The organism is Myxococcus sp. AM010, from assembly GCF_013372585.1.
Lineage (GTDB): Bacteria > Myxococcota > Myxococcia > Myxococcales > Myxococcaceae > Myxococcus > Myxococcus vastator.
In genome coordinates, this window is sequence record NZ_JABXEO010000022.1 from 58,268 (window position 1) to 82,031 (window position 23,764).

Here is a 23,764-nt window from a genome sequence, read left to right on the forward strand (position 1 = left end):
CGATTTTTTCGCCCCACCGCGCCCCGCGATGCGAAAGCTCACGCCGGCTGGAGGAAGCGTCCGTCCACCAGATGGTCGATGACCTCTCGCGCGGAGTGCGGGTCCAGCCGGGCCTTGGCGCCGAGCTTCGACACGGCGCTGGAGACGCTCGTGGGGTGCTCGAAGGCGGCCAGGGCGGCCAGGAGGATGGCGCCGTCCTCGCCCTGCGTGAGCGTGGGGTCGGCGAACCGCTTCGGGCTGACAGAGGGGGCGCAGCTCATCGTGATGCCGTCCACGGAGCGCAAGACTGTCACCGCCTCACCCGCGAGCTTCGGGGGGGCGCGGTGGCTGCCCAGCCACTCACCCAGGGTGAAGCGCTGGGTCCAGGGCGCGGTGTTGCGCAGCCGCGTCCTGCCCTGGATGGCGACGCGCTTGCGCGTGTCGCGGTGCTTCCATGCCAGCGCGTCCACCCGGTCGGAGGTGTGCTGGACCGCCGCCTCCAGGCCCTCGTCGCGGAAGCGAATCATCGGCACGGACACGTCACCGGGCTCGCGGCGCTCGAAGTAGTCGAGGAACTCCGCGAACGTCTTCGCCTCCGTCACCATGTCGAAGCGCGCGGGGTGCTGCGTCACCAGCGCCCCTGGCTGCGCTTCGAGCCGCTGGTAGCCCACCACGCAGTCCAGGCCGATGATGCGCTCCACGAGCCGCAGCTCCTCCGCCAGCGTGGCCTTGCTCGCGAAGGGCAGGCCCCCGATGCCGGAGATTTCGATGTCCAGGTTGGGGTACTTGCGGCAGGCGTCGATGACCTCCAGCAGCTCGCGGTCCTTCGCGCAGGGCTTGAGCAGGCCCCGGCCCATCTGCTCCAGCCGCTGCTGTTCGGAGAAGCAGCCGATGTCGATGACCATGTAGACGCGCTGGAACGTCGCGGCCAGCGCCGCCATCAGCTCCACCCGGGGCACGCCCCACAGGAAGTACGTGCAGCAGTGGTGGGAGAGGTCCACGCCCGCCCAGGTGCTGCTCAGGAACCCGGCGGTGCTGCCCGCGAAGTCGTAGCGCATCTGCCACGTCCGGCTGGCGATCTCCTGGTGGTCGCGGCGCACGTTCTCCTCGGCGCGCAGGAAGGGCTTCGCGCGTCCGAAGTCCGCCTTCTGGTTGCCTCGCGCCCCGCCGCAATACAGGCAGTTCTCACCGCACCCCTTGCCGGGCGCGACCCAGCCGGAGAACGAGTGCTGGTCCATCTGGCTGAGGAAGAGGTCGTTGAAGTGCGAGTAGTAGATGTCGTCCGTGTTCGTGGCGCGCTGCACGTACTCCAGCGGCAGCCGGCGCGGCCGGCCGTCCGGGCTCCTCGACACGACGTTGACCGGCGCCTCCTCGCCGTTGCACAGCGCCAGCAGGGGCACCTCGCCGTCGCCCAGCACGATGTGGTCGATGCTGTCGTAGCCGCTCAGCTCCTTCCACCAGTACGACGCGGAGTTGCCTCCCACGACGATGCGGATGGAGGGGTCGATCCGCCGCACCGTCCTCGCGATGAGCAGCGCGCGGTCCACGTGGTGGAACCACTTGAGGCTGATGCCCACGAGCTTCGGGCGCACGCGGCGCAGGAGGCTCTCGAAGGTGCGTGTCACCTCGGCTTCGGTCTCATCCCCGTCGTACAGCCGCACGAAGGCCTCGATGCCGCCGCGGCGCAGGTAGCCCGCCAGGTACAGGATGCCGCACGTGGCCTCCCCCGTGCCGGCACCGACGAGGAGGACTGGAGAGAGGACTCGACCACCCATGCGACGCACACCGGCCTTTCAAGGGACGGCGCGCAGCGTAGGCGATAACGGCCAGTCCCGGACGGAATGGTGGGGCCCGTCCGCCTGGCCGCCTGGCCCGAGGCCCTGGTGGAAGCCCACCCGGCGCGCTCCTTCAGCCCCCCGAGGACCGGAGTCGCTCGGGGAGCGTGAAGCGCGCCGTGGCCGGCGGTGACTTCAGCGCGGCGTCACCTTGAGCAGCTTGCCGTTGGTGGCGTCGGTGAGCAGGTAGAGGGCTCCGTCGGGGCCCTGCACCACCTCGCGGATGCGCGCGCCCTGGTCCTTGAGGAGATGCTCCTCGCCCACCACGCGGTCATCCCGCATCATGAGCCGCACCAGCGCCTGGCTGGACAGGCCTCCAATGAAGACGTTGTTCCGCCACTCGGGGAACAGGTCCCCCGTGTAGATGGTCATCCCCGAGGGAGAAATGACCGGGTCCCAGTAGTACACGGGCTGCTCCATGCCCGGGCCCCGGGGGCTCTCGTGGATGGGCGCGCCGGAGTACTCCTCGCCATACCCGATGGTGGGCCAGCCGTAGTCCTTGCCGGCCTCGGGGCGGTTGAGCTCGTCACCCCCGCGCGGTCCCATCTCCACCGTCCACAGCCGGTGCTGGCTGTCGAGCGCCGCCGACAGGATGTTGCGGTGGCCCACCGACCAGATCTCCGGCTTCGCCTCCGGGTTGTTCACGTAGGGGTTGTCCTGGGGCACGGAGCCGTCGGGGTTGATGCGGACCACCTTGCCGAAGTGGCTCTTCACGTCCCGCGCCTGCACCCGGCCCGCGAGGATGGAGCGCTCCCCGAGCGTGACGAACAGCTTGCCGTCGGGGGTGAACACCAGCCGGCCCCCCGAGTGCAGCGTCGACTCGAGCGTGGGCATCATGCGGAAGATGACCTGCACGTTCTCCACGCGAGGCTGCTCGCCGTCCACGAGCTTCGCGCGCGCCACCGCCAGCCCGTTGCCGCCCTGGCGGGGCTCGGCATAGGTCCAGTAGATGAGCTGGCTCTGCGCGTAGTCGGGACCGACCTCCACGTCGAGCAGGCCCCCCTGGCCACGGCCATCCACGGCGGGCAGCCCCGTGACGGCCGGGGACTTCGCGCCCTGCGGCGTCACGATGTAGAGCGAGCCGGTGGGCTTCTCCGTCACCAGCATGCGCTGGTCGGGGAGGAACGCGATGGCCCAGGGGTTCCTGAAGCCCGATGCAATCTCGGTGACCTGGATGGGCGTCTGCGTCTGGATGGCGGGGACGCGTGTCTGCCCGGGGAAGGCCGGATCAAACTCGGGCACGTTGGGCGGGCCCTGCGGGACCGGAGGCCCGGTGGGAAGCGGGTCTTCCGGCGGAACACCCGCGTCGTCCGGCGGAACGCCCGCGTCATCTGGAGGGACGCCCGAGTCTTCCGGCGGGAGGCCCGAGTCCTGCTGCGGGACGCCCGAGTCATTGGGCGTTGGCGTGGGGTCTGGGGTCTGGCTGCAGCCAGAGAGGAGGGCGGCGACGATGAGGGGCAGCGGCAGGGTGCGCATGCGACTCTCTCCTGAGGGGGATAGAACGGGAGCGAACATCGCGTGCCGCGAGTCGAGTGGAAAGCCCGCCCTTCAACTGGCGACCGTTCCGTGCCGGACATCGGACAGAGGCGCGTTTGCTCGGGTGGAGCGCTGCACGCCATCGTCAATCGCTGTGCAGCGAGGCACCAATTGTATGGGATGGCCGTAGTGCAATGCATGGCGCGCAGCGGCTCACCCCGGGTTTCGAGTCCCTCCAAAGACTATGGCGAGGTGGCCCGGCCCGGAAGGACGGCGCGGAGCCGCGAGTCGCGCAGCCAGAGCCCCAGCCAGAGCAGCGTCGCGATGTAGACGGGGAAGAGCATGTGGGAGAAGAGCGGGTTGCCGACCCGGACGTGGGTCGCGACCGCGCCTCCGAGATAGCCGGTCCACAGGATGGCGCCCAGCACGGAGACGCGCGGAATGAGGTACACGGCCAGGCACACCAACTGAACGACTCCCAGGCCGAAGAGCACGCTGACGGGGTAGCCGAGCTCCACGGTTCCCTTCTGCGCTTCGGGAATCTGGAGCAACTTGCCGGTGGCGTCGAACAGCAGGAAGAGGACGGCGATGCCGCTCAGGACGCGTCCGGTCCACAGGGCCTTCCTCGAGGAGGACTGCGTGCCCGACTGCGGGCGGGGGGCCGGGGCGGCGTGCTGGAGTTCGGTGTGGGTCGTCGTGGTCATGGGGTCCTCCGTGAAGCGGTTTTGAGGGTTGGACCGCCATGGCCGCCGGAAATCATCGGTCGGTTGGAAAAAACAGCGGGCCCTCCATGCCCGGCCCCCGGTGGCGCGCCGGCGCGGAGCCGCTGCGCCTTGCGTGGTTCGCTCGAAACGACGAAGCCCCCGGTCCTTGTCGGGACCAGGGGCTTCGGAAGCGGCACGGGCTGTGCGGCGCAGCGCTACACGATGGGCATGAAGACCTTGAAGCCGGAGCGGCCGTTGTTGGTCGTGTTGCTCTCGATGAAGTCGCTGGCGGACGAGCGGCCGTCGCCGGTGGTGATTGCCGTGTGGCCGTAGATGCTGCCCAGCCGAGTGGAGGTGCTCTCCCAGGTGAGGACGAGGCCCGGAATCTTCAGCGCCTCCTCCAACGACATGTTGACCTGCTTGAACTTGTCGCGGGGCAGGTTGTTGTCAATCTGGTTGCCGTTGCCCCAGACTTTGACACCGAAGGCGTTCTGGATGGCCCGGCTCACGCCCGTGGCGCACAGGCCCTGGCTGTTGTAGCCGCCCATGCCCAGTGCGGCCGCGCGGCCAGCGTCCGCGAGCCGGCGCATCGCAGCGGTCGCGTTGCTGGGACCGGCGCCCGTCGGACCGCCCACGTCACCCGACTGGCCCCCGCCACCGCGGACACCGCCCGGACGGCCCCCGCCTGCGTCGAAGCTGTCACGGCCGGAGTGCCCGATACGCAGCGTATTGCCCGCGTAGATGAGGTCAGGGTTCTTGATGTTGTTGTCACGGGCCAGCTTCGACACGGTGGTGCCGAAACGGGCGGCCAGGCCAGAGAGGGTGTCACCAGGGCGGATGCGGTAGTTGGACATTGGAACCTCCTGCTCCCATTGTCAGGAGGTCCCCGGCAGAGTTGCGGCGCGCTTCCAAGATTCTTGGAATGGTTTCAGAGTTGTGACATTCCGCTCAGGGTGGAATGCCTCAGGCCTGCTGCCCAGCGCCCCGCCGTCCAGGTCGGGCCGGGTTCAACGCGGCTCGGTGATGGCCCTGGTGCAGCGCGGGCAGGTGCCGTGGTGTCAGCCGCCACCGGGACGCCGCGAGAATCCCTGTTGCCATGTACCAACCCAGAACAGGGCCGGCCCCTGCTCCCATGACGGGTACCGGGAAGTTGCCGAGCATCGGCACGCAGAGTGTCGCGGCGATGTAGACGAAGAGACTGGTGGCGACGGCGGTGCCTGTCGCGGCGGGCAGCAGGAGCAGGGCCAGCGCGACCACTGCCACGAGGCCGAGCGCGGGCGACAGACTGGCGGCGAGCTGGAGGATGCGCTCGACGTGAGGAACCGCGGCGAGTGGGTCCGGCTGGAGCCATGCACCGAAGCCGATGAGGAGAACGACGGTGCAGCTGACGGCACGCTGGAGCCAGTGCGTCGAGTGCGCACGGGCGAGCAGGGTGCTCGCAGCCAGCGCGAAGGCGGTCCCCTGGCCCGCGTCGGGTTGCGCGGCATGAACGGCCGATAACCCCACGGCAAGGACGGCGGCGGCGGAGAAGCGCCGATGCATTGCTTCACTCATCCCGAGGAGCACCCACGGCACCGCCACGGCGGAAGCGTGGAGGCGTATCGGCCCCAGCTCAATCCATCGATGAACTTCGTCGAGGCCCGGAAAGAGCAGTGTCGAGGCGGTGAGCAGCACCGCGACGACGGAGAGGGGGCCGGAGACTCGCAGGAGTGCCGCGCTCGAGAGGCGCCCCACCATGGCCGCAGCGCCAGCCCCCAGGGCCGCCGCCGTCGCATTGACGGCGAATGCGGCGATGGGAGCGCCACTTCGCCATGCGACGAAGGCGCCCAGGAGCATGGCGGGAAGTGGCAGGAGCAGGAGCCACGACGGCGCGGTCTTCCGCGCCTCGGTTGGAGTCATGCGAGGTGTATAATACGAGCGTCAGGGCCGAGACATGGTCTCGCCTCGCGGCGCCCGGAGTCGACCTCGCTAGTAGGTGCCCCACCGTGAAGGCAGGGGGCCACTCCACTGCGTCCGCGTTCCGGGCGTCGTCAGCGGCGAGTCCCCGGCGATGCGCATCACGTTTGCGTCCGCGTTCATGTTGGACCAGTCCACCGCGATGTTGCGGCAGTACCGGTCACGGGCGAACCCCGTCTGGAGGTCATGCACACAAGGCGTCGGGTCCCAGACGCGGTCTGCTTGCAGGCGCTGGACCGCGGCGACGATGCTGGAGGGCATCTCCCCGGAGGCCCGGACGAAGGGAACGCCGTCGATGGGCGTGCCATCTGACGCGAAGAGTTCGAAGACCTTGCCGGAGTAGCTCAGCGAGCCCGGCACGCTGAAGTCCCAGGCCCCGGCGGTGAAGGGGGCGTCCTGGCCACAGGAGGCCGGGTCCCCGGGGACATCCGTGCAGGCGCCGCGAAGGTGGAGGACCAGCACGGCGCCTGTCTCCACCGTGTAGCCCTGGGGGAAGGTGAAGGTGAAGTCGGAGTTGGTGAGCTCCTTGAGGGAGATGCCCGTCAGCGAACCGCCGGTGACGGCCACCAACTCGATGAGCTCCTGCTGGACGTACGGGTTGATCTCCGTGATGCGCAGCGAGGCCTCCGGCGCGGAGCTCCCCGCATCCGTGCCCGAGTCCGGAGCGCCGGCATCGTCCGAGCCCGTCGAGCCCGCGTCCACGCCAGCGTCTTCCGCTCCTGCGTCGACGGTGCCCGCGTCGGGTGTGGAGGCCTGAACGCAAGTCTCCTCCACGCAGACGATGTCCGGTCCACGGGACACGCAGTCACGGTGCTCCGTGCATTCGGAAGAGGAACAGGCGGAGAGGAGTGGGAGCAGGGCGAAGGCCAGGACTCGTGGGAGCCGGTGCGGATGGAGCATGGAGAGAATCCCTGGATGCAAGAGGGTGAGATGTGGAGCCGCGATGACGGCGTAGCAGATGAAGCAGGGACACGGCCCGCCAGCCGGCGCTTGACAGTCACTCAGAGCGCGTCATCCATTGAGACGTCGAACGAGTCATGTGCGTTTTTACCGGAGAGGGGTGACACCCGCTCCGGTGGCCAGCGCGCGCTTTGCCGCCTCGCGCGTCCTGAGTCCGCGCCGCCGTTCGCGTTTCGAGGCTCGCGAACCGCGCTGGCCAACCCGCGGCGGTGGTCCCTTCCTCGCGACCATCGGTGACGAATGAGACGAAGTCGCCCCGGGTGATGGTTCGACAGCGGGATGGAGAACACCAACGGGTGCTTGGTCCTCCTGTCGGGCAGTCCACGTCCGACGTCCCTGTTGGTGCCAGTGCGCATGGATGGGCGTGTGCCTCCGCGGGCAGCGGTTCGTTCACTCCTCCCCGCGGAATCGTCTCAGGTGCGTGGGCCTCCTTCCTTTCGTGCGCTCCCGCGCTCAGCTTCCCGGTGGGACGCTCGGGGAGGGGACTTATGACGGGGTTGGCTGGTGCCATGCTCGCCGTGGTGGTGGCGGCGAGTGGCTCGGCGTTGGTGCCGGTGAGCGGGGGAAATGCCCTGACGCTCCCGGCGCAGCGCCACATTGTTCGCATTGAAACCGGAAGCAATCGTCCGCCGACGTGGCTGGTGGCCATCCAGCACGGAGGCGTGGACGGCAAGGGGCTGGTGCTCTACCGCTCCGAGGACGCCCTGCAAACCCTGCGACGGGTGGGGGACATCCAGCCCGACGCCGCGCACACGGACCGGGCGGAGCTGCTGGTCGTGGGCATGGATGTGGCGCTTGTCTACTCCTACGAGGGGCCGCAACTGGCGGCGTCCAGTCAGCACGACGTCTACTTCCAGTGGTGGCGCCATCAGCCCGGGGCGAATACCTGGGCGCCGGAGCCCGCGGTGCGGGTGTTCAACGCGGACGCCAGCACGGCCTACTCACGGGCCTTGCTGGCGCGCGACGCACAGGGACGGCTGTGGGTCCAGGCCTTCCGCCTGGACCTCGACGGCGGCGCCACGGCGGTGGTCTCCGTGTCCACGAATGGGGGGCAGCACTTCGGTTCGGTTCAGCCGCTGGACAAGGTCCGCCGGCGGGGTGGGGGCCGGCTGCTCAGCGTGGGGACGAAGCTCGTCTTCCTGTACGGGATGCATGACGGCTGGGAACCCGCGCGCATGCGCATCCGCTCTGAATCGGACCCGTTGGGCACGTGGGGGCCGGTGCGCCAGGCCTTCTCCGACGGCATCTACCATGGCGCGGCGTTGAGCGCGGTGGCGGATGGGAAGGGGGGCATGCACCTCGTCTACAAGGACGAGCTGGAGAAGCTCTACTACCGGCACTTTGACGGGAGCAGCTTCGGTTCCCGGGTGCTGGTGGAGGGCAGCTCGGACTGGGCGACCCAGCCTGCCATCACCCGCATCGGCGACACGTTGTATGTCTTCTACAACCGGGTGCGGGCGCTCAACGCGAACTACGAGCTGCGCGTGCGCACGGTGGACGAGGATGGCGCGCTCGGGAGCGCGGTGACGCTCGACGGGGATGCGACGTTCAAGGGGTATCTCAACGCCGTGGATGTCCTGCCGGAGGGCAGCGGCGAGGTGCCTTGCCTCTATGGCGAAGCGGTGGATGCGGGCTCGTGGGGTTCGGTGTCGCGGGTGTCGCTGGTGCTCGATGACGCGCCCCCGCCGGAGCCGGAGCCTGGCCCGGGGCCTTTCGTCCTGGAGCTCGTGCGCTCCCATTCCACGCATGAGCTGCTCGCGGTGGACGGGGCCGGCACGCTGTATGGCATTCCCGCGGGGGGCCCGCGCTCGCGGTTGATGGCGAGCACGGACGGTGGGCACACCTTCTCGGCTCGGGGGCAGCGGGGTGGCAACCTGTGGACGGTGGCGGCGATGGACGAGGGGACGCTCCTGGCGGTGGCCAGTCACAGCGGAGAGTACGTCCTCCAGCGCTCCACGGACGGGGGGATGACGTGGGAGAACCCGCTGCGCCTGGGCACATATCGTGCGCGGGGACCGCAGAGCTTCGCGCGCCTGGGGAGCACGTGGTTCTTCCTCGAGTACCAATCCTTCACCTCGGCCGCCGTGCCGATTCGGCTCTGGGCCACCACGGACGGCGGGGCCACGTGGTCCGTGCGCTCCACGTTCACGGCGCACCGGCACGGCTATACCCTGGTGGCGGACCCGGCGACGGGCACGCTGTGGGCGACCCTGGGGAGCAGCGAGGCGCAGGCCGCGGTGAGGCGCTCCTCGGATGGTGGGCGGACCTGGACGTCACTGCTGCGTGGTTATGGGGCCAACGCCGTGGCGGGCGTGGCGCAGCCGGGCGGGGCACTGCTCCTTGGCCAGTCAACGTTGTTCGAGCCCGAACACCCGAAGCTCCTGCGCCTGTCTCCGGATGGGACCGTGCGTTCGCTGCTGGAGCTGCCGGGGCCGGCGTACTCGCTCACCGCGGTGCCCGGAGGGGGCTGGGTGATGGGCACGGCCTGGTCTGTCGCTGGGGACGTCCATGCGTCCGGTGACGTGTTCGCGCGGCTCTTCATCAGCGCGGACGGCGTGACGTGGCAGGAGTCACGTCGGTACGAGCGGATGAGCGGCGCGGACCTGACGCGCGCGGACGTCTGGGGCGCGCTGCCATCCGGGGAGCTGGTGGTGCGCGTGGAGGATGCGAGCGGCTTCGGGAGCGCGGGCGTGGGCTTCCAGGTGCTTCGGGTCAAGCGCTGACCCTTGAAGCGCCGGAATGCAGCGCACGGACATGAGGGGGAAAAATGCCGTCCCCCGTTCAGGTGGCAAGGCGCACACGATCTAGCCACGCACACCTGGGAAACCGACTCCGCCGGGCGCCAGCTGCGCCTCACCGGCGCCGACACGCGGTCGCACATCCTCGTCTGGGATGCAGCCCTGCCGTAGTCGTCCAGGCTCCCGGAATACGCGTCGAATCCGCCACCACGCTTGCCGCGGGAGGGACCTTTCGATGACCATGAATGCACCTCGGAGGAACTTTCACGTGGAGCCACGGCACAGGCCGGCACAGGCCATGGTCTCTCTCCCCTCGGAGGTGCTGGAGCAGTTGCGCGAGGACCTGGCCCGTGCAGTGGCCCGGGTGTGTCCGCCCCACATGGCCGATCGCCGTGATGACCTGGTGCAGACGGCGATGATGCGCGTCATGGAGTTGCAACGGCGCGAGCCCGACCGCAGCCGGTTGACCTCCGCCTACTTGTACCGCGTCGCCTACACCGCGCTGGTGGACGAGCTGCGCAACGTGTCGCGCCGCCGTGAGGTCCAGCTGGAAGTGGTGGAGTCGCTGTCCGAGCCGCCGGTGGCATCGGGCGACCCGGAGAAGGCCGCGGGAGGCTCCCAGATTGCCCAGGCCGTGCGCGACTGTCTGCGCAAGCTGGTCCAGGACCGCCGGCTGGCGGTGACGCTGTACCTGCAGGGCCACAGCGTGCCGGAGTCCGCGCGGCTGTTGGGCTGGGACGACAAGCGCACCGAGAACCTCATCTACCGGGGCCTGGCCGCGCTGCGCCTGTGCCTCTCCGCGAAGGGATTCGAGCCGTGAGCGAGCGAGGACGCGACGAGACGAAGCCCGATGACGCCACCGTCGAGCGTCTGCGCGCCGCCGTGCGTGCCGAGGACCCGGTGGAGCGCGCGGAGGCGCCGGTGGATGCGGACCTCATCTGGCGCGCGGTGAGCGGCGAGCTACCGGCCGAAGAGCGCCGCGCGGTCATCGAGCGTGTGGCGGAGGACCCGGCCTGGGCGGCGGCCTGGCGGCTCGCGAACGAACTGACGCGCTCCGCCGCGGAGGCCGTGCCTCCCGTGGCGCCCCGGGTGGACCGTCCACGCACCCGGCGCGGCGATGATGAAGCGCGGCAGAAGCGCCGGTTCCGCTTCGCATGGAGCCAGCCCCTGTGGGGTGTGGCGGCGACCGCGGCCCTGGCCCTCATCGTGGTGGGCGTGGTGATGCGGGAAGAACCGGAGCAGCCGCTGCTGCGTGGCGGCGACACGGCGGCGGTCGTCTCCCAGGTGCCAGAGGCGGTGCCTCTCAGGCGCGACGCCTGTGTGCTGCGCTGGAGCGGCGGTCCCGAGGGAACCCGCTGGTCGGTGCGGCTGTCCACGGAGGACCTGGGCTGGGTTCACCGCGTGGACTCGCTGGAGGCGCGTGAGTACCGGGTGCCTTCCGAGGTGCTGGCACCGGTGAAGCCGGGAACGACGTTGCTGTGGCAGGTGGAAGCGCGGTTGCCGGACGGGCAGGTGCTTCGCGGCGCCACGTTCGTCAACCGGCTGGAGTGAAACGGGCGGTCCGGAGCCCATGGAGGGCCTCATGAAAGCGGAGCTGGGCATGAAGACACGACAGTGGATGCGCGCGGGACTGGTGGCGCTCCTGATGGGAGTGGCCGGTGGGGCCGGGCAGGCGTGGAGTCAGCCGGCCCCCGTCACCCGCGCGGTGAAGACGGATGCCAGCCACGGCGAGGCGGGAGACCAGGTGGTGGCCTCGGTGATGGAGGCGGGCGTTCGCACCGGCGCGAGCCAGTCCATGACGCTCCAACTCGTCGACCCCTCGGGTGCCGTCGTCGCGCAGACCACGGGCGTGGTGGACCCGGATGCGCCCCTGCGCCTGAGCTACGTGGCACGCACCGCGGACCCGCTGTTCGCGCGCGCCATCGCCACGGTGAGCGGGGAGACCGTCTCCCTGGCGGTGGTGACGGTGGAGCGCTGGTCCGTTGTGGATCCGGACTCCTGGACCTGGCCCCAGAACTGCTACTTCGAGCTGGCGATGCCCAGGCCACCGCCTCCTCCCCCGGGGCCCGTGACGCTCAAGTGCGAGCCCGTCGACCCGCCGCCGCCCACCCGCTGACGTGTCGCTCCGGACGCACCGGTCCGAAAGAAGCAACAGGAGGCTCCTCACCTTCCTGCTGGGGGCCATTCTCTCGGTGTGTCCGGGCCTGGCCTCCTCCGCGGCGCCAGGCCCTCCCCAGCCTCCCTCGCTCAAGTCGTGCCGGGAGCGCTTCGCCGCGCGGCCAGAGGGCCGGGAGGCGGCGATGTGTTTCTACCAATGTGCCCAGGTCGCTTCCGCTCGTGACGCTGTCGTGCGCGAGCTGACGGCCCTGGTGGAGCGTCACCCCGACCACGGCTGGCTGTCGCTCGTGCTCGGGCATGTCGGGATGCTGTCCAGCAGCAAGGCGGCGGAAGGTCCCTATCTCCGCGCGGCGCAGACGTTCCGCCGGCTCCAGGATGCGGAGGGTGAGGTGCTGGCGGCCATCAACCTGCGCGCCATCCTCCTGGCGCAAGGGCGCACCCAGGAGGCCTGGGATTGGACGCGGCGCGTGGTGGAGGTGGCGAGCGCCTCCGGCCGGCCAGCGCTCCACGCCCGCGCGCTCATCGTCGAGGCCAGCCAGCTCTACGAGGTGGCGCTCGACCTGGGCCGGGCCTTCCGTGTGCTCAAGCGCGCCGAGCCGCTCGTCTTCCCGGACGGCGCGGAAGGGCTGAAGAAGCAGTACCTGTCCGTCATGAGCACGGTGAGCGAGCGGCTGGGCCAGTTGGAGGAGGCCTCGGACGTCAATGCCCGGTTGGTGGAGTTGACCCGGAGCACTGGCGACCTCTTCCTGGAAGCGCATGCGCGCTTCTCGCTCGCCAACGTCGCGCTGCGGCGGCTCGAGCGGGACCACGTGCCGGCGGACCGGACGCGAGCGTTGGCGTTGGCGCGGCAGGCCCTGGCCGCCGCGGAGCGGGCGGGGAACCCCACGCTGGAGGCCCGGGCGGTGCGTCTCACGGCGGACCTGTTGGGAGGCACCCCCGAGGAGCGCCGTGAGGCGGACGCGCTCCTGGAGCGCTGCATGGCGCTCGCGGAGTCGCTGGATTCAAACGAGCGGCGGCTGGCGTGTCTCTGGACGCGCGCGGAGCGGCGGGCAGACGTGGACCCGGCCGGAGCCATTCAGGACTCGGAGGCGTCGCTGCGACTGGCCTCCGGAGGAGACGACCCGCTGTTCCTGGCGCTGGCCCTTCGAGGCCGCGGCACGGTGGCGTACCGGACCCAGCCCTTGCCCCAGGCACTGGCGCATGCCGAGCGCGCCCTGGACGCGCTGGAGTCCCTGCGCCAGACGCCAACCGATGCCTCCAGCCAGGCGGAGCTGTTCGCCACGTGGGCTCGTGACTACCAGCGGCTCGCTGGCTGGACGTTGGAGGCTGGCGGGGCGACGGGCAAGCCCGCCACGCTCCCCTTCCGGGAGGCTGTGTCGCGGGCCTTCGCCGTGAGCGAGCGGCTCCGGGCGAGGACGCTGCTCGATGCCCTGGTCGCCTCGCGAGCACTCGCGGACTCCGGGGACACGCCCGAGCGCCGGGCGCAGCGGAGCGAGGTGCAATCGCGGCTGGTGGCGGTCCAACGCCAGCTCTTGGACCCGTCGCTCGCGAGCGATGGACGCGAGGCGGCCCTGAAGGAACTCCAGGAGCTGGAGCGCCGCGAGCGGGACCTGCGCCCGGCGCCTCGCCACGGCGCGCGGGAGTTCGCCTCGCTGGCGGCCGTGGAGCAGGGGCTGGCGGAGGACGAGGCGCTGCTGGTCTTCCTCGTGGGGGACGATGAGGACCTCACTGGAACGTCGGCGGGTGGTGCGTGGCTGTTCGTGGCGACACGGGGGGGGACCCACGTCCATCGCATCCCCGAGCGCACGCGGCTCGCGGCGGCGGCCACGCTGTTCTCCGGGCTCATCGAGCGCAGGGATGGCTCCGAGCGCGGCGCGGCGGTGGCGCTTCACGCGCAGCTGCTCGGGCCGGCGCTCGCGGGGCTGCCCCCCACGGTTCGGCGGCTGCTGTTGGTTCCGGATGGGCCGCTGCATGACCTCCCCTTCGCCGCGCTGCGGGAGCGTCGGGACGGGCCGCCACTGGTCGCTCGCTACGAACTGGCCCTGGTGCCCTCGGCGAGCTTGTGGCGGCACTGGCACGGGGAGTCCCCGTTCAGGCCTGTCGGTGAGGCGCTGGTGCTGGCGGACCCCGAGTGGGTCCTGGGCCAGGGTGTGTCGCGGTCGGCGGCGCGCGTTCGGACTGGAATCTTCGATGAGGCCGCGCGGCTCGGCGCGCTGCCCGAGGCCCGTCGCGAAGGGCTCGGGGTGGCGAAGGAGCTGCGAGACACCCACGTCGTCCCCCGGCTGCTGGTGGGCACGGAGGCCTCGGAGCGCGCGCTCAAGCGCGCGGACCTGTCGAGGGTCCGGGTGCTGCACCTGGCGGCGCACGCCGTGGTGGACGCAGAGGCCCCGGAGCGCTCCGCGTTGGTGCTCAACCCGGGGGCGGACGACGAGGACGGCATCCTCCAGCCGCGCGAAATCACCCAGTTGCGTCTCGACGGCGCGCTGGTGGTGCTGTCCGCGTGCCGCAGCGCCTCCGGAGCGGTGCTGCCGGGTGAGGGTGTGCTGAGCCTCGCGCGGGCCTTCTTCGAGGCGGGTTCGAGCGCGGTGGTGGCCAGCTTGTGGCCGTTGCGCGACGAGGAAGCGGCGGACCTGGTGGAAGACTTCTACCGGCACCTGGCCACGGGTTTGAGTGTCTCCGCGGCGCTGCGGGCCGCGCAGCTCGAGGCCATCGACGCGGGGCTGCCACCGGCGGCCTGGGCAGGGCTGGTGGTGCTCGGCGACGCCGCGCTGGTGGCCGCGATGCCTCGCGAGGAGGGGGCGCCGATGGCTGGACTGACCGGGGCGCTGGTCATCGCCGCGGCGCTGCTCATGCTCCTGGCGTTGTGGCGCTGGGGCCGTTCAGGCTCCGCGCGTTCCAAGCCCTTGTGACCACGGGCTCCCCACCGTGGGATGGGCTCGTGCTCATGGGCCTCCAGGACTGGCATCGCGGCGGCACACCGGACCGCAGCTGCTCCGCACGCCCATCCCCGGGCTCAGGAGATGCTGGATGCGACTCCCCATGGATTCACGGTGGTTGATGAACGCGGCGATGCTCGGCGCACTCTCGATTGCGCTACCTGCCCACGAATGGCGAGGCGGCCGCCCCGGGCACTCCCTGCGAAGGCTGGGGCGTGGCGAGCGCCGACCTGGGCATCTCTCCGGCTTCTCGACTGCGGGGTGCGGCAGCTCCTCCAACCTGACGGTGGAGCTCTTCGCGCCCTCGCCGACTTCCGCGACGTCGGTGGTCCGCGTGGGCAGCGACCTGCGGGTGACCCACCTGCTGTAACAGGTGGACGTCCTCATCGAGAACATCGGCACGTCCCTCATTCACCATCGCGGGCGCCGCGGGCCTCCGGCGGTGGCGAAGCACGGGACCGACGTGGACGAGTCACTCCTTGCGTGGCCCCACCAGCCGCCACGCGAGGGGCAGCAGCACGGCGGCGATGGCGGCCTTGAGGAGCCCGCCAGGAAGGAAGGGCATGAAGCCGGCGCCAAGGGCCTTGGCCACGCCGAGCCGGGCGGACAGGACGAGCCAGGGCAGGCCGACGGCGAAGACGGCCAGTTGGCCCACGACAAAGAGCGGCAGCGCGGTCCACGGACGCCGGTCAAGGCCACGTTGGGCCGCCAGCCCCACCAGGAAGGCCGCTGGGACGAAGCCGACCAGGTAGCCCCCGGTTGCGCCCTGGATGCGTTCCAGGCCGCTGGCGCCCTCCGCGAAGAACGGCAGACCCGCCGCGCCCATCAGGAGATACAGCACCTGCGCGGCCAGGCCTCGCGCGGGGCCGAGCGCCGCGGCAGCGACGATGACGCCCAGGGACTGACCGGTGATGGGAACGGGCGAGCCCGGCACTGAAATGGAGACTTGCGCGAGCCCCGCCGTGAGCAGCGCGCCGCCGAGCACGAGCGCCAGGTCGTGAGCCCGGGAGCGCGCGACGCCATCGGCGAGCACGAGGACGCGGGGGCGGGCGGTGGTGGCGAGCGTCAGGCGGAGCCTCCAGAATCGGACACCGCGAGGACACGGCGCCTCGAGGGGGGTACACGCTGGCGCCACCCGGCGCAACGCGGGAGAGACCCGCTTTCCTCCGCGCGCTCGGGCCTTGGAGCGCCCGGTCGCCTTCGATAACACCGCGATGAGACACCATGACGCGAGGCGGCACGTTTGAGTGCCGGCACGGCGGTGGAGTACAAGCGAAGTGATGCGGGGCTTGTACGCATGGTGCCTCCTGCGTGAGCCCCCGCGCGGAAGGACACCAAGACATGAACGCAACCCGTTGGTTTGGACTCGCTTCACTGACGCTGCTGCTGGCCTCGAACGCCGTCGCCGAGGACAAGGCCCCTGCCGCGACCAATGCCGCCGTCGGCCGGTGGACGACCATCGATGACGAGACGAAGAAGCCCAAGTCCGTCATCGCCATCTACGAGGAGAACGGCAAGCTGTACGGGAAGATCGAGAAGCTCTTCCGCGAGCCCAAGGAAGAGCAGAACCCGCTCTGCGACAAGTGCGAGGGCTCGCTGAAGAACCAGCCCATCATCGGGATGACCATCCTTCGCGACCTGGAGAAGGATGATGACGAGTGGTCCGGCGGGAAGATCCTCGACCCCGCGAATGGCAAGACCTACAAGTGCAAGGTCGCCGTCGAGGATGGCGGCAAGAAGCTGAAGGTCCGCGGCTACGTCGGCATGTCGCTGCTGGGGCGCACCCAGTACTGGGTCCGCGCCGAGTAGCACCTTCGGTGGAGGGCGGAAGCGGGCACCGCTCGCTTCCGCTCGCCGTGCCTACTTCAAGCCTTGCTGCGTCTCACCGGCGCCAGCCGTGGACACGGGCGCCGGAGCGCCCTGGGGCCGCGTGGTGGGGCTGGTGGAGGCGCCGCCACCGGGACGCAGCGCGTTCTGACCCAGGCGCGAGAAGTTGATGGAGTTGCTCAGGATGCGCACCGCTTCCTGGTCCGCGTGGAAGCCCATGGAGTTCTCCGCCTCCACGAAGTCCAGGTAGAACTGGGCGCGCTTCTGCAGGTCGCGCGCCTTGGCGAGCGCCTCCTCGGGCAGGCCCGCCTTCCGCGCGGACTCGAGGTCATGGATGAGGTCCACCAGCGCGTCCATGGCGATGTTCCGCGTCTCGAAGGTGCGCGTCTGGATGGTCTCCGCGCGCTGGAGCAGCTCCGCCTCGCTCCACTTGTGGCACGTCTGACAGGCGCGGTTGATGTTCAGCAGCGGGCTGCGCACGTGGTGGTCGCTGACCTTCATCGCCCCCTCACGCATGAAGGGCATGTGGCAGTCCGCGCAGGCCACGCCGCTCTTGGCGTGGATGCCCTGGTTGTACAGCTCGAACTCGGGGTGCTGCGCCTTCAGCACCTTGGCGCCCGTGAGCGCGTGCGTCCAGTCGGAGTGCCCGTCCTCGTCGTAGTAGGCCATGATCTGATCGATGTTGATGCCCTTGGCCCAGGGGTACGTGAGGCGCTTCTCCTTGCCCTTGAAGTAGTACTCGACGTGGCACTGCCCGCACACGTACGTGCGCAGCTCCTGGCGCGTCGCGTCCTGATTCACCCGGAAGTTGGGAACGCCCTGGCTGGCCTTGAGCGCGGCGATGCCCTCGATGAAGCCAGGCCTCGTCACGCGCAGCTGCATCGTGGTGGGGTCGTGGCAGTCGATGCATGAGACAGGGTGCTCCACCTGCTTGCGCGCCTCCATGAAGGGCATCTGGTTCATCTTCTCGAAGCCCTTGATGAGGTCGCCGTCACCGAGCTTCTTGTAGGGCACGTACACGCTGGCGTGGCAGTGGATGCAGGTGCCCGGCTGCTGCGTCACGTGCTGGCGCTCGGTGTAGACTTGGTCCTCCAGCATGTGCGCGTGGCCGCGCTCCTCGCGGAAGTCGGTGGCGAAGGCGTAGCCGCTCCACATCGTCACCAGCCGCGGATCCTCCTCGAGCCGGCTCTGCGCGACGACGCTGCGTGGGTCCGCCTGGGAAGGCGTGCGCGCCACGGCTTCACTTCCGCCGTAGCGGGTGCGCTGCTGGTCCACCGTGCGCTTGTAGCTGTCGTACTGCAGCGGGAAGTTCCGCCCCCACACCTCCGGGTCGGCGATGGTGTCGTCCAACTCCACCACCCGGTAGAAGGGATTCTTCGCCTCCTGCTTGCGCTCCATGATGTTGACCAGGAGCGCGGTGACGCCAGCGGCGGCCAGGGCGGCCGCCACCGCCACGGCAATCACCAGCTTGACGCCGCTGAAGCGCCGTTGCTTCTCGGGCTCGGTCATCGTTCAACCTCCTGACGGATGAGTTCGGGGTTCCCGGAGCCTTCGGGGTGCCCCACGGAGTTGTGGCAGGTGAGGCACTGCAGCGAGTCGCCGTGGGGCGTTTCGATGCTCTCCACGAGGCTGGCGTGGCACTTCCGGCAGGCGTTCTCCGTGACCATCCGGTTGTGCGGGCGGATGCGGATGGGGTCGGGGAAGGTGCCGGTGGTGAAGTAGAAGGAGTGCCAGAAGCCGTTGCTCGCCTTGTTGAGGTACTTGGGAACCAGTCCTGACGGCGTGTGGCAGTCGTTGCAGGTGGCCACCGCGTGGTGGCTGCTCTTGCTCCAGCCATCGTACTGTTCGGTCATGATGTGGCAGTTGGCGCAGGCGGCTGGGTCGTCCTGCAAGTAGGCCGAGCCCTTCGCGTACGCGAAGGTGTAGCCGCCGATGCCAATGGCCGCGCCCAGGGTCAGCCCCAGGGCCACTGCCAGGAGTGTGCGGGAGGCCGAGGACACGCGGAACACCGTAGCAGCGGTTGTGCATACGGCCAGTCTCATCTCGCGAGCGCGTATGAATTTTCACGCCGCTTGAGCGGCTGGAGTCGGGGCGCGAAATTTTTGCGCCCAGGCGAGTGGGCACGCGGCATTTGCGTCCTCCGGGCCCATGCCTCGAACACGCGAGGCACGGGCCCGGAGGTTCACGCTCCTCTCAGCGGTAGTAGGGCGCCAGGGCGACCGAGATGCGCGTCACCAGGTCCTCGGTCAGCACCTGCTCTTCAGGAGGCAGCGAGGGCAGGCTGGCGTTGAGCGAGTCGCGCAGCTCGCGCAGCAGCAGGTACGCGCCGAGCGACTGCTGGGCCTTGAGGACGTCCACCAGGGTGCGGCGCGCCGCGTGGCTGCGCACGCCGTCCGTGTTGAGCACGATGGCCTCGATGTCCGCCAGCATGGGCGTCAGCAGCGCGGGGGATGGCGGCGGGTCGCTGGTGAAGCTGCCCCGGCTCGACGCAGGGTCCAGGTACAGCCGCTGGAAGATGCGCCGGGTGAGCTCGTCCGCGCGGGCCGCGTAGTCCGGCCGGGCGCCCGGGGGAATCACGAGCGGCGGCCGGAGCTTCTGCATGGCCAGCGCGTAGGCCGTGGCCTGGCTTGCCGGGTCGGTGAGGCGCAGGAACCCCAGGTACGGCGAGGACACGTAGTCGAAGTAGAACTGCAGGCGGGGCCAGGGATGGGGGCTGGTCAGCAGGGCGTCCTGGTGCCCTTGGAACACGGGGCCATGATGCAGCATGAGGGAATCACCGAAGCGGTCATACGTGGCGCAGTACGGGTCGACGCGGCGGTCGTCATCCGAGCAGAAGGCGTCCGTCGCGGGCAGCTCGGATGACAGGCCATAGAGGTAGCGGACGGCGCGCACGTCGTAGACGCCCGGGGCATCCATGAGGGCCCGGTCCTCGTCGAGCAGGTAGTCCATCACCGAGGTGGAGACGAGGCTGTTGGGGCTGCCGTCGTTGACGCGCGAACCGGAGAAGTTGTGGCGCAGTCCCAGCGTGTGCCCCACCTCGTGGAGCATGACGTGCGTGATGTGCGCCTCCACCTTCTGCTTCTGGGTGAGCGCCGCGAGCCTAGGGTGGGCCGAGGCCTGGAGTCGGGCGCGCACCTGGCGTGGGTCCGATGCGCTCAGCTCACAAGGCGCGGTGCCTTCAAGGCTGGACCAGGACAGCCGGAGCCTCGGCGCGGGGGGCGCGGTGGCCAACTCGGCGACGCGCTCGGTGAGCGGGGCCTCCTCCGCGAAGGCCTCCACAGCGAACAGCAGCCAGCTCACCGAGTGGTAGACGCTGGCCCCTCGAATCTCACCGGTGATGGGGTTGCTGCGCCAGTTCGCGAAGGCCATGGGCATCAGCTCGTCCGTGTCGAAGATGACGACGTTGCGGTCGTCGTCGGCGAAGTCCTGAATGCCTCCGCCGACCACCGCCTCGAACACGGGGAAGCCAAACGCGGCGTTCCATCCTTCGATGCCGCGCTTCATCGCGCCCACGACGTCATACGGCTGCAGGCGAGGGTCCTGCTGCGCCGCGAGCACGGTGTCCATGATGTGCCAGCGGATGGGCTTCATGCCGGGGTGGATGTTCCACTTCAGGGCCACCTGTTCGAACTGCTCCGCGGTCGTGTTGGGCACGAGCCGCCTGTCGCTGCGGAAGTAGAGCTCCCGGGGCGGCAACGGGGTGGGGGTGTAGCCCTGCCCCTCCTTGTATTTGCGAAGGGAGATGGCCAGCGTCCCCGCGGTCCGGAAGGCATTGTCCTCGCCGTAGTAGGACGCCCACTCCCAGGGGAGGTCGGCGTAGCCGGTGAAGACCTGCTCGTAGGCGACCCCGTCGGCGAGCCGCCGGAAGCGCTGCGCGAAGCTCAGCTCCACCTGGAGGTGGACGCCACTCTGCCCGACCCTGTCGCCGACGACGCCGTAGCGGTTGAGGCCTGCCGTGGGGTCGATGAGCACGTACTGGCTCGCGCCGGGCAGCCGGTTGAACGGGCGGTAGTCGGTGACGATGGGATACGCCTCGACCAGGATCTGCGGGTCGAACACGTCACTCATCACCTTGCGCTTGTCGACGTCGAAGACGAAGAGCTTGCCGTTCTGCTCCTCGAAGCTCACCACCCGGCTGCCCAGCACTTCGCCCGCGCGGTTGCCCACGCCTCCGGGGTGGTACTGCTTGGCGAACGCCGTGAGGAACCAGCGCTGGCGCAGCTCGCTGCGACGGATGGCCAGATAGAAGCTCTTGCCCGCGTCCTCCACCACGCCGCCCAGCTTCTGGTCGACGTGGTGCCGCTGCTCCTTGCTCAGCTCCCGGGGGATGGCCACGAAGTCACCCGCGAGCTCCACGGCGAGCCCGGGCTCGGGGGCTTCCGGTGGGGGCGTGGTCGGCTCTGGCATGCCGCCCCCGCAGCCCGTGCCAAGGGCCAGCGTCAGCGACAACGCGCCCCACCCGGCACGCCGCCTGTGCGTACTCCATTCGAACATGTCGTGCTCCAGATCGCCGGACGGAGGAATTTCCATCCGGTGCTGGAGCAACGGGACGCCTGCATCGCGGCCCTCAGGGGAGACGGCGACTGGGAGGAATCCCCCTCACCGCGCAAGCATCTCCCCGGCGCCGAACGGCCCGTCATGACAGGGATGTCATGGCAACCCCGGCTTTGAGGCCCGGGGTGTGTCGGAAACCCTTGGAAATACCTGGAGCCTGGGTTGGCGCGGACGTTGCTGAGGCGGGGGCACTGTCTACCCACCCCAAGGAGCAACGCCCCATGCAAAACTCCAGGTCCTGGCTCGCCGCGGTCGCGGCTGTCGCCTTCGTCGCGACGGGTTGTGATTCCGATGAAGCTCCCGACGCGAAGAAGGTCGCCGACATCGCCGCCTCCCGGTCGGCGGAGACGCTGCGGGGGGTCAGCAGCAGCATGAAGACCGTGAGCGGTCTGTCGACGCTCAATGGCCTGGGTGACGCGATGGCGCTGTTCGGTGCGGGCTTCGAGGGCGTGCCGCTCCCGGAGCTGCCAGCGGGTGAGGAGGGCGCGGCGCTGTCCGCCATGTTCGACGCGGATGAGGTGGACACGCAGGCGGACGCGCTGGAGCGGTTCCTGCGCGAGCGCGTCTTCACCGAGGCCAACGTGGAGTCCACGGAGGGCAACGCCACCGTCTTCCGCTTGAAGGGCGAGCAGGTCTGCACGGACGGCAGCGAGGTTGCGGACGCGGACTGTGTCCGCTTCGTGGAGGACGCACAGCTGCGCATTCGCGCGACGAGCCAGGGGGATGACTCTCTGGAGCTGGAGCTGCTCATCGGCGCGAATCGCGCGGAGCCGCTGGCGCTGCGCTTCCTGCCGAAGGCCGTCTCGCTGGTGGTGGACCTGGGGGGCTTGAAGGGCGCGGTGGAGCAGCTCGACGCCGAGTCGGCCGGGTTCCTGCCGACGGTGATGGTGGGGCAGGTCGAGCTCAAGGCGACGCAGGAGGGCGAGGCGCACTGGATTGTCAGCGCCTCCATCCTGGACGCGCTGCGGCTGGAGCTGGCGCTGGAGGGAAGCACCTTCGCGTTCTCCTCCGCGCGGGCCGAGCCGCTCGTGGCGTTCGAGGTGGACGGCCAGGCGAAGCGCGCGCGCTTCTCGCTGGACCTGAACACCACGGAGGTTCGCCTTCCGTACACGGGCCTGGCGCCGTCGCTGCAGGGCAAGGACTGGACGGTGTCCCTGGCCGGCATCTCGTACTCCGTCGAGGCGACGGAGAACCAGACGGACGTCGTGGTGAAGAACCTGGGCTTTGGTGACGCGCAGACCCACGTGAGCCTGGGGAGCGACAAGCTCTTCGAGCTGGACCTCAACGCGCAGTCCGGCCGGCACTTCGACGTGACGCTGACGCGCGGGGCGGATGGCGCGCCGCTGCTGAAGGTGCAGCCGGAGTTCGACCTGGTGACGCGCTTCTACCTGGCGCCCCTGAAAGCGGAGCCCGCGTCGGAGATTCCCGCGGCGTATGAGGACGCGACCTATCGGCTGCGTCTCAGCGGGGGCGACGGAGGGCCGAGCCTGCGCGCCGCGCCCGCCAACAGCGCCACGGGCTTCAAGGGGGGCCTGCAGGTGGTGACGGGCGAGCTGCTGCTCTCCGCCAATGCCTCGCAGGTGGTCGTCGCCCAGGGGCAGTGCCTGGTGGGCGCGGCGCCGGCCTCCGAGGACGACGCTTCGCTGTTGTCGTACCTGCGGCAGGGCAGCTGCGAGTAGTCCTTCGATTCTTCGATGCCGCACGTGAGGGCCGCGCCCATTCCAAGGGGGCGCGGCCCTCGTTTTTTCCAGCGGGCGGAGGGGCGCTTCTCCCCTGAATGAGCATGCGGATGTCCGGGCCGATGCGCCTCATTTGCAGGCGCGTCGACCCGCTGCAACTCAGTACATGTAGTTCAACGCGGTGATGTCGGAGGACGTGAGCTCACCGTTCGTGCTGGACGGGAAGCAGGTGTTCATGATGGAGCCACCCGGCGTTGCCCCGGTGGGCGTCCCGGGGATGTGTATGACACCCACGCCCGTGGGGCCGCCGCCACCTCCGCTGCCACAACTGATGCTCGGGTTGAAATAGTCCGAGTGATAGAGGCCCAGGGTATGGCCCAGCGCGTGGGTGATGACATGCTCATTCACGTCCAGGCTGAAGTTGTTCAGTCCGGTGCCAATTGAAATCAACCCATAGGGCAATCCTCCCGAGGGAAAGCCCGTGGAGTGACCGGTACCGGACATGGTCGTCACGACGATGTTGGCGTCGCATTTGGCGAGCGGGCCCCGAACAAAGGTAAAGCTGAGCCCCAGGGCATTGTAGTTGTCGATGGCGAGGGTGAGGCCCTTGTTGAGCTGGGCATAGCTCTGGAACGCAGACGTGGGATTGACGCAAATCAGGGTCACGCTGGAGCCGACGAGATTGGTTGTCCTGTATTGCTCCTGGCTCCCTTCGCCACGCTGGAGCATCTCCCGGGAGGCCTCGAGCGGCACATGCGCGTCGCCTCCGACGTAGACGGCGTCATCGACGACGGTGATGTCCTCGGCGCGAAACCCTGCCTCGGTCAGATTGGAGAGGACCTCCGCGCTCCCGGTAGATGATTCGGGACCGCAGCCGGACAGCAATACGCCACAGTTCAACAGCAGGACTGCCGCTCTCTTGAGCATGGTTGGATGGGCTCCTGTCTTGAATCGGGTTTCCGCGCTGCGTGCTTGAGTAAAGCATGGCGCAAGCCGAGGTGG

At 69.5% G+C, this 23,764-nt stretch carries 19 protein-coding genes; 8 read left to right on the plus strand and 11 right to left on the minus strand.

The window, feature by feature from the left end:
- Window positions 1-38 precede the first annotated feature (38 nt).
- The 6 genes from HV826_RS13685 to HV826_RS13710 all read right to left on the minus strand — a co-directional run bounded on the left by HV826_RS13685 (window position 39) and on the right by HV826_RS13710 (window position 6,751).
- Window positions 39-1,754 carry a radical SAM protein gene (locus HV826_RS13685; RefSeq protein ID WP_176417456.1) on the minus strand — a complete coding sequence of 572 codons (1,716 nt, stop codon included), beginning with the start codon at window positions 1,752-1,754 and terminating at the stop codon, window positions 39-41.
- Window positions 1,755-1,949: 195 nt separating this feature from the next.
- A complete protein-coding gene (locus HV826_RS13690) occupies window positions 1,950-3,290 on the minus strand; it encodes a PQQ-dependent sugar dehydrogenase (protein ID WP_176417457.1) in 1,341 nt (446 codons plus the stop codon).
- Between the two features lie 242 nt (window positions 3,291-3,532).
- Entirely contained in the window at window positions 3,533-3,994 is a 462-nt protein-coding gene (locus HV826_RS13695) for a DoxX family protein (RefSeq protein ID WP_176417458.1), read from the minus strand.
- Window positions 3,995-4,209: 215 nt separating this feature from the next.
- Entirely contained in the window at window positions 4,210-4,848 is a 639-nt protein-coding gene (locus tag HV826_RS13700; protein WP_176417459.1) for a LysM domain-containing protein, read from the minus strand.
- A gap of 109 nt (window positions 4,849-4,957) precedes the next feature.
- Complete coding sequence (locus HV826_RS13705; protein WP_176417460.1) at window positions 4,958-5,830, minus strand: hypothetical protein; 873 nt, start codon at window positions 5,828-5,830, stop codon at window positions 4,958-4,960.
- A 132-nt stretch (window positions 5,831-5,962) separates the two neighbouring features.
- The gene (locus tag HV826_RS13710) at window positions 5,963-6,751 is read right to left on the minus strand and encodes a hypothetical protein (protein ID WP_368670912.1); all 789 of its coding nucleotides are present in this window, start codon (window positions 6,749-6,751) and stop codon (window positions 5,963-5,965) included.
- Between the two features lie 647 nt (window positions 6,752-7,398).
- Between HV826_RS13710 and HV826_RS13715 the strand changes: the two genes are divergently transcribed.
- The 6 genes from HV826_RS13715 to HV826_RS13740 all read left to right on the plus strand — a co-directional run bounded on the left by HV826_RS13715 (window position 7,399) and on the right by HV826_RS13740 (window position 15,072).
- Window positions 7,399-9,633 (plus strand): exo-alpha-sialidase, encoded by a 2,235-nt coding sequence (locus tag HV826_RS13715; protein ID WP_176417462.1) that lies wholly within the window; start codon window positions 7,399-7,401, stop codon window positions 9,631-9,633.
- A 313-nt stretch (window positions 9,634-9,946) separates the two neighbouring features.
- Window positions 9,947-10,468 carry an RNA polymerase sigma factor gene (locus tag HV826_RS13720; RefSeq protein WP_255217204.1) on the plus strand — a complete coding sequence of 174 codons (522 nt, stop codon included), beginning with the start codon at window positions 9,947-9,949 and terminating at the stop codon, window positions 10,466-10,468.
- Window positions 10,465-11,199, plus strand: coding sequence for a hypothetical protein (locus tag HV826_RS13725; RefSeq protein WP_368670913.1), 735 nt, complete (start codon window positions 10,465-10,467; stop codon window positions 11,197-11,199). The genes HV826_RS13720 and HV826_RS13725 overlap by 4 nt, the downstream gene beginning before the upstream one ends.
- Before the next feature lie 31 nt (window positions 11,200-11,230).
- Entirely contained in the window at window positions 11,231-11,764 is a 534-nt protein-coding gene (locus tag HV826_RS13730) for a hypothetical protein (RefSeq protein WP_255217205.1), read from the plus strand.
- Between the two features lie 184 nt (window positions 11,765-11,948).
- On the plus strand, window positions 11,949-14,675 hold the full coding sequence (locus tag HV826_RS13735; RefSeq protein ID WP_303623582.1) for a CHAT domain-containing protein: 2,727 nt from the start codon (window positions 11,949-11,951) through the stop codon (window positions 14,673-14,675).
- A 118-nt stretch (window positions 14,676-14,793) separates the two neighbouring features.
- On the plus strand, window positions 14,794-15,072 hold the full coding sequence (locus tag HV826_RS13740) for a hypothetical protein (protein ID WP_255217206.1): 279 nt from the start codon (window positions 14,794-14,796) through the stop codon (window positions 15,070-15,072).
- A gap of 102 nt (window positions 15,073-15,174) precedes the next feature.
- On the opposite strand, the gene HV826_RS13745 is transcribed toward HV826_RS13740, so the two are convergent.
- Window positions 15,175-15,735: a biotin transporter BioY gene (locus tag HV826_RS13745; RefSeq protein ID WP_368670914.1), complete on the minus strand. Its 561-nt coding sequence runs from the start codon at window positions 15,733-15,735 to the stop codon at window positions 15,175-15,177.
- A 308-nt stretch (window positions 15,736-16,043) separates the two neighbouring features.
- On the opposite strand from HV826_RS13745, the gene HV826_RS13750 reads away from it, so the two are divergent.
- A complete protein-coding gene (locus tag HV826_RS13750; protein WP_163784068.1) occupies window positions 16,044-16,511 on the plus strand; it encodes a DUF2147 domain-containing protein in 468 nt (155 codons plus the stop codon).
- A gap of 51 nt (window positions 16,512-16,562) precedes the next feature.
- On the opposite strand, the gene HV826_RS13755 is transcribed toward HV826_RS13750, so the two are convergent.
- The 3 genes from HV826_RS13755 to HV826_RS13765 form a co-directional block, all read right to left on the minus strand.
- Entirely contained in the window at window positions 16,563-18,038 is a 1,476-nt protein-coding gene (locus HV826_RS13755) for an ammonia-forming cytochrome c nitrite reductase subunit c552 (RefSeq protein ID WP_176417466.1), read from the minus strand.
- Complete coding sequence (gene nrfH, locus HV826_RS13760; RefSeq protein ID WP_176417467.1) at window positions 18,035-18,538, minus strand: cytochrome c nitrite reductase small subunit; 504 nt, start codon at window positions 18,536-18,538, stop codon at window positions 18,035-18,037. Before nrfH ends, HV826_RS13755 begins: the two co-directional genes overlap by 4 nt.
- Before the next feature lie 184 nt (window positions 18,539-18,722).
- The gene (locus tag HV826_RS13765; protein WP_176417468.1) at window positions 18,723-21,023 is read right to left on the minus strand and encodes a zinc-dependent metalloprotease; all 2,301 of its coding nucleotides are present in this window, start codon (window positions 21,021-21,023) and stop codon (window positions 18,723-18,725) included.
- 281 nt (window positions 21,024-21,304) lie between these two features.
- On the opposite strand from HV826_RS13765, the gene HV826_RS13770 reads away from it, so the two are divergent.
- The gene (locus tag HV826_RS13770; protein ID WP_176417469.1) at window positions 21,305-22,762 is read left to right on the plus strand and encodes a hypothetical protein; all 1,458 of its coding nucleotides are present in this window, start codon (window positions 21,305-21,307) and stop codon (window positions 22,760-22,762) included.
- A gap of 159 nt (window positions 22,763-22,921) precedes the next feature.
- Here the strand turns inward: HV826_RS13770 and HV826_RS13775 are convergent, their stop codons facing one another.
- A complete protein-coding gene (locus HV826_RS13775; protein ID WP_176417470.1) occupies window positions 22,922-23,689 on the minus strand; it encodes a M57 family metalloprotease in 768 nt (255 codons plus the stop codon).
- Window positions 23,690-23,764 lie beyond the last annotated feature (75 nt).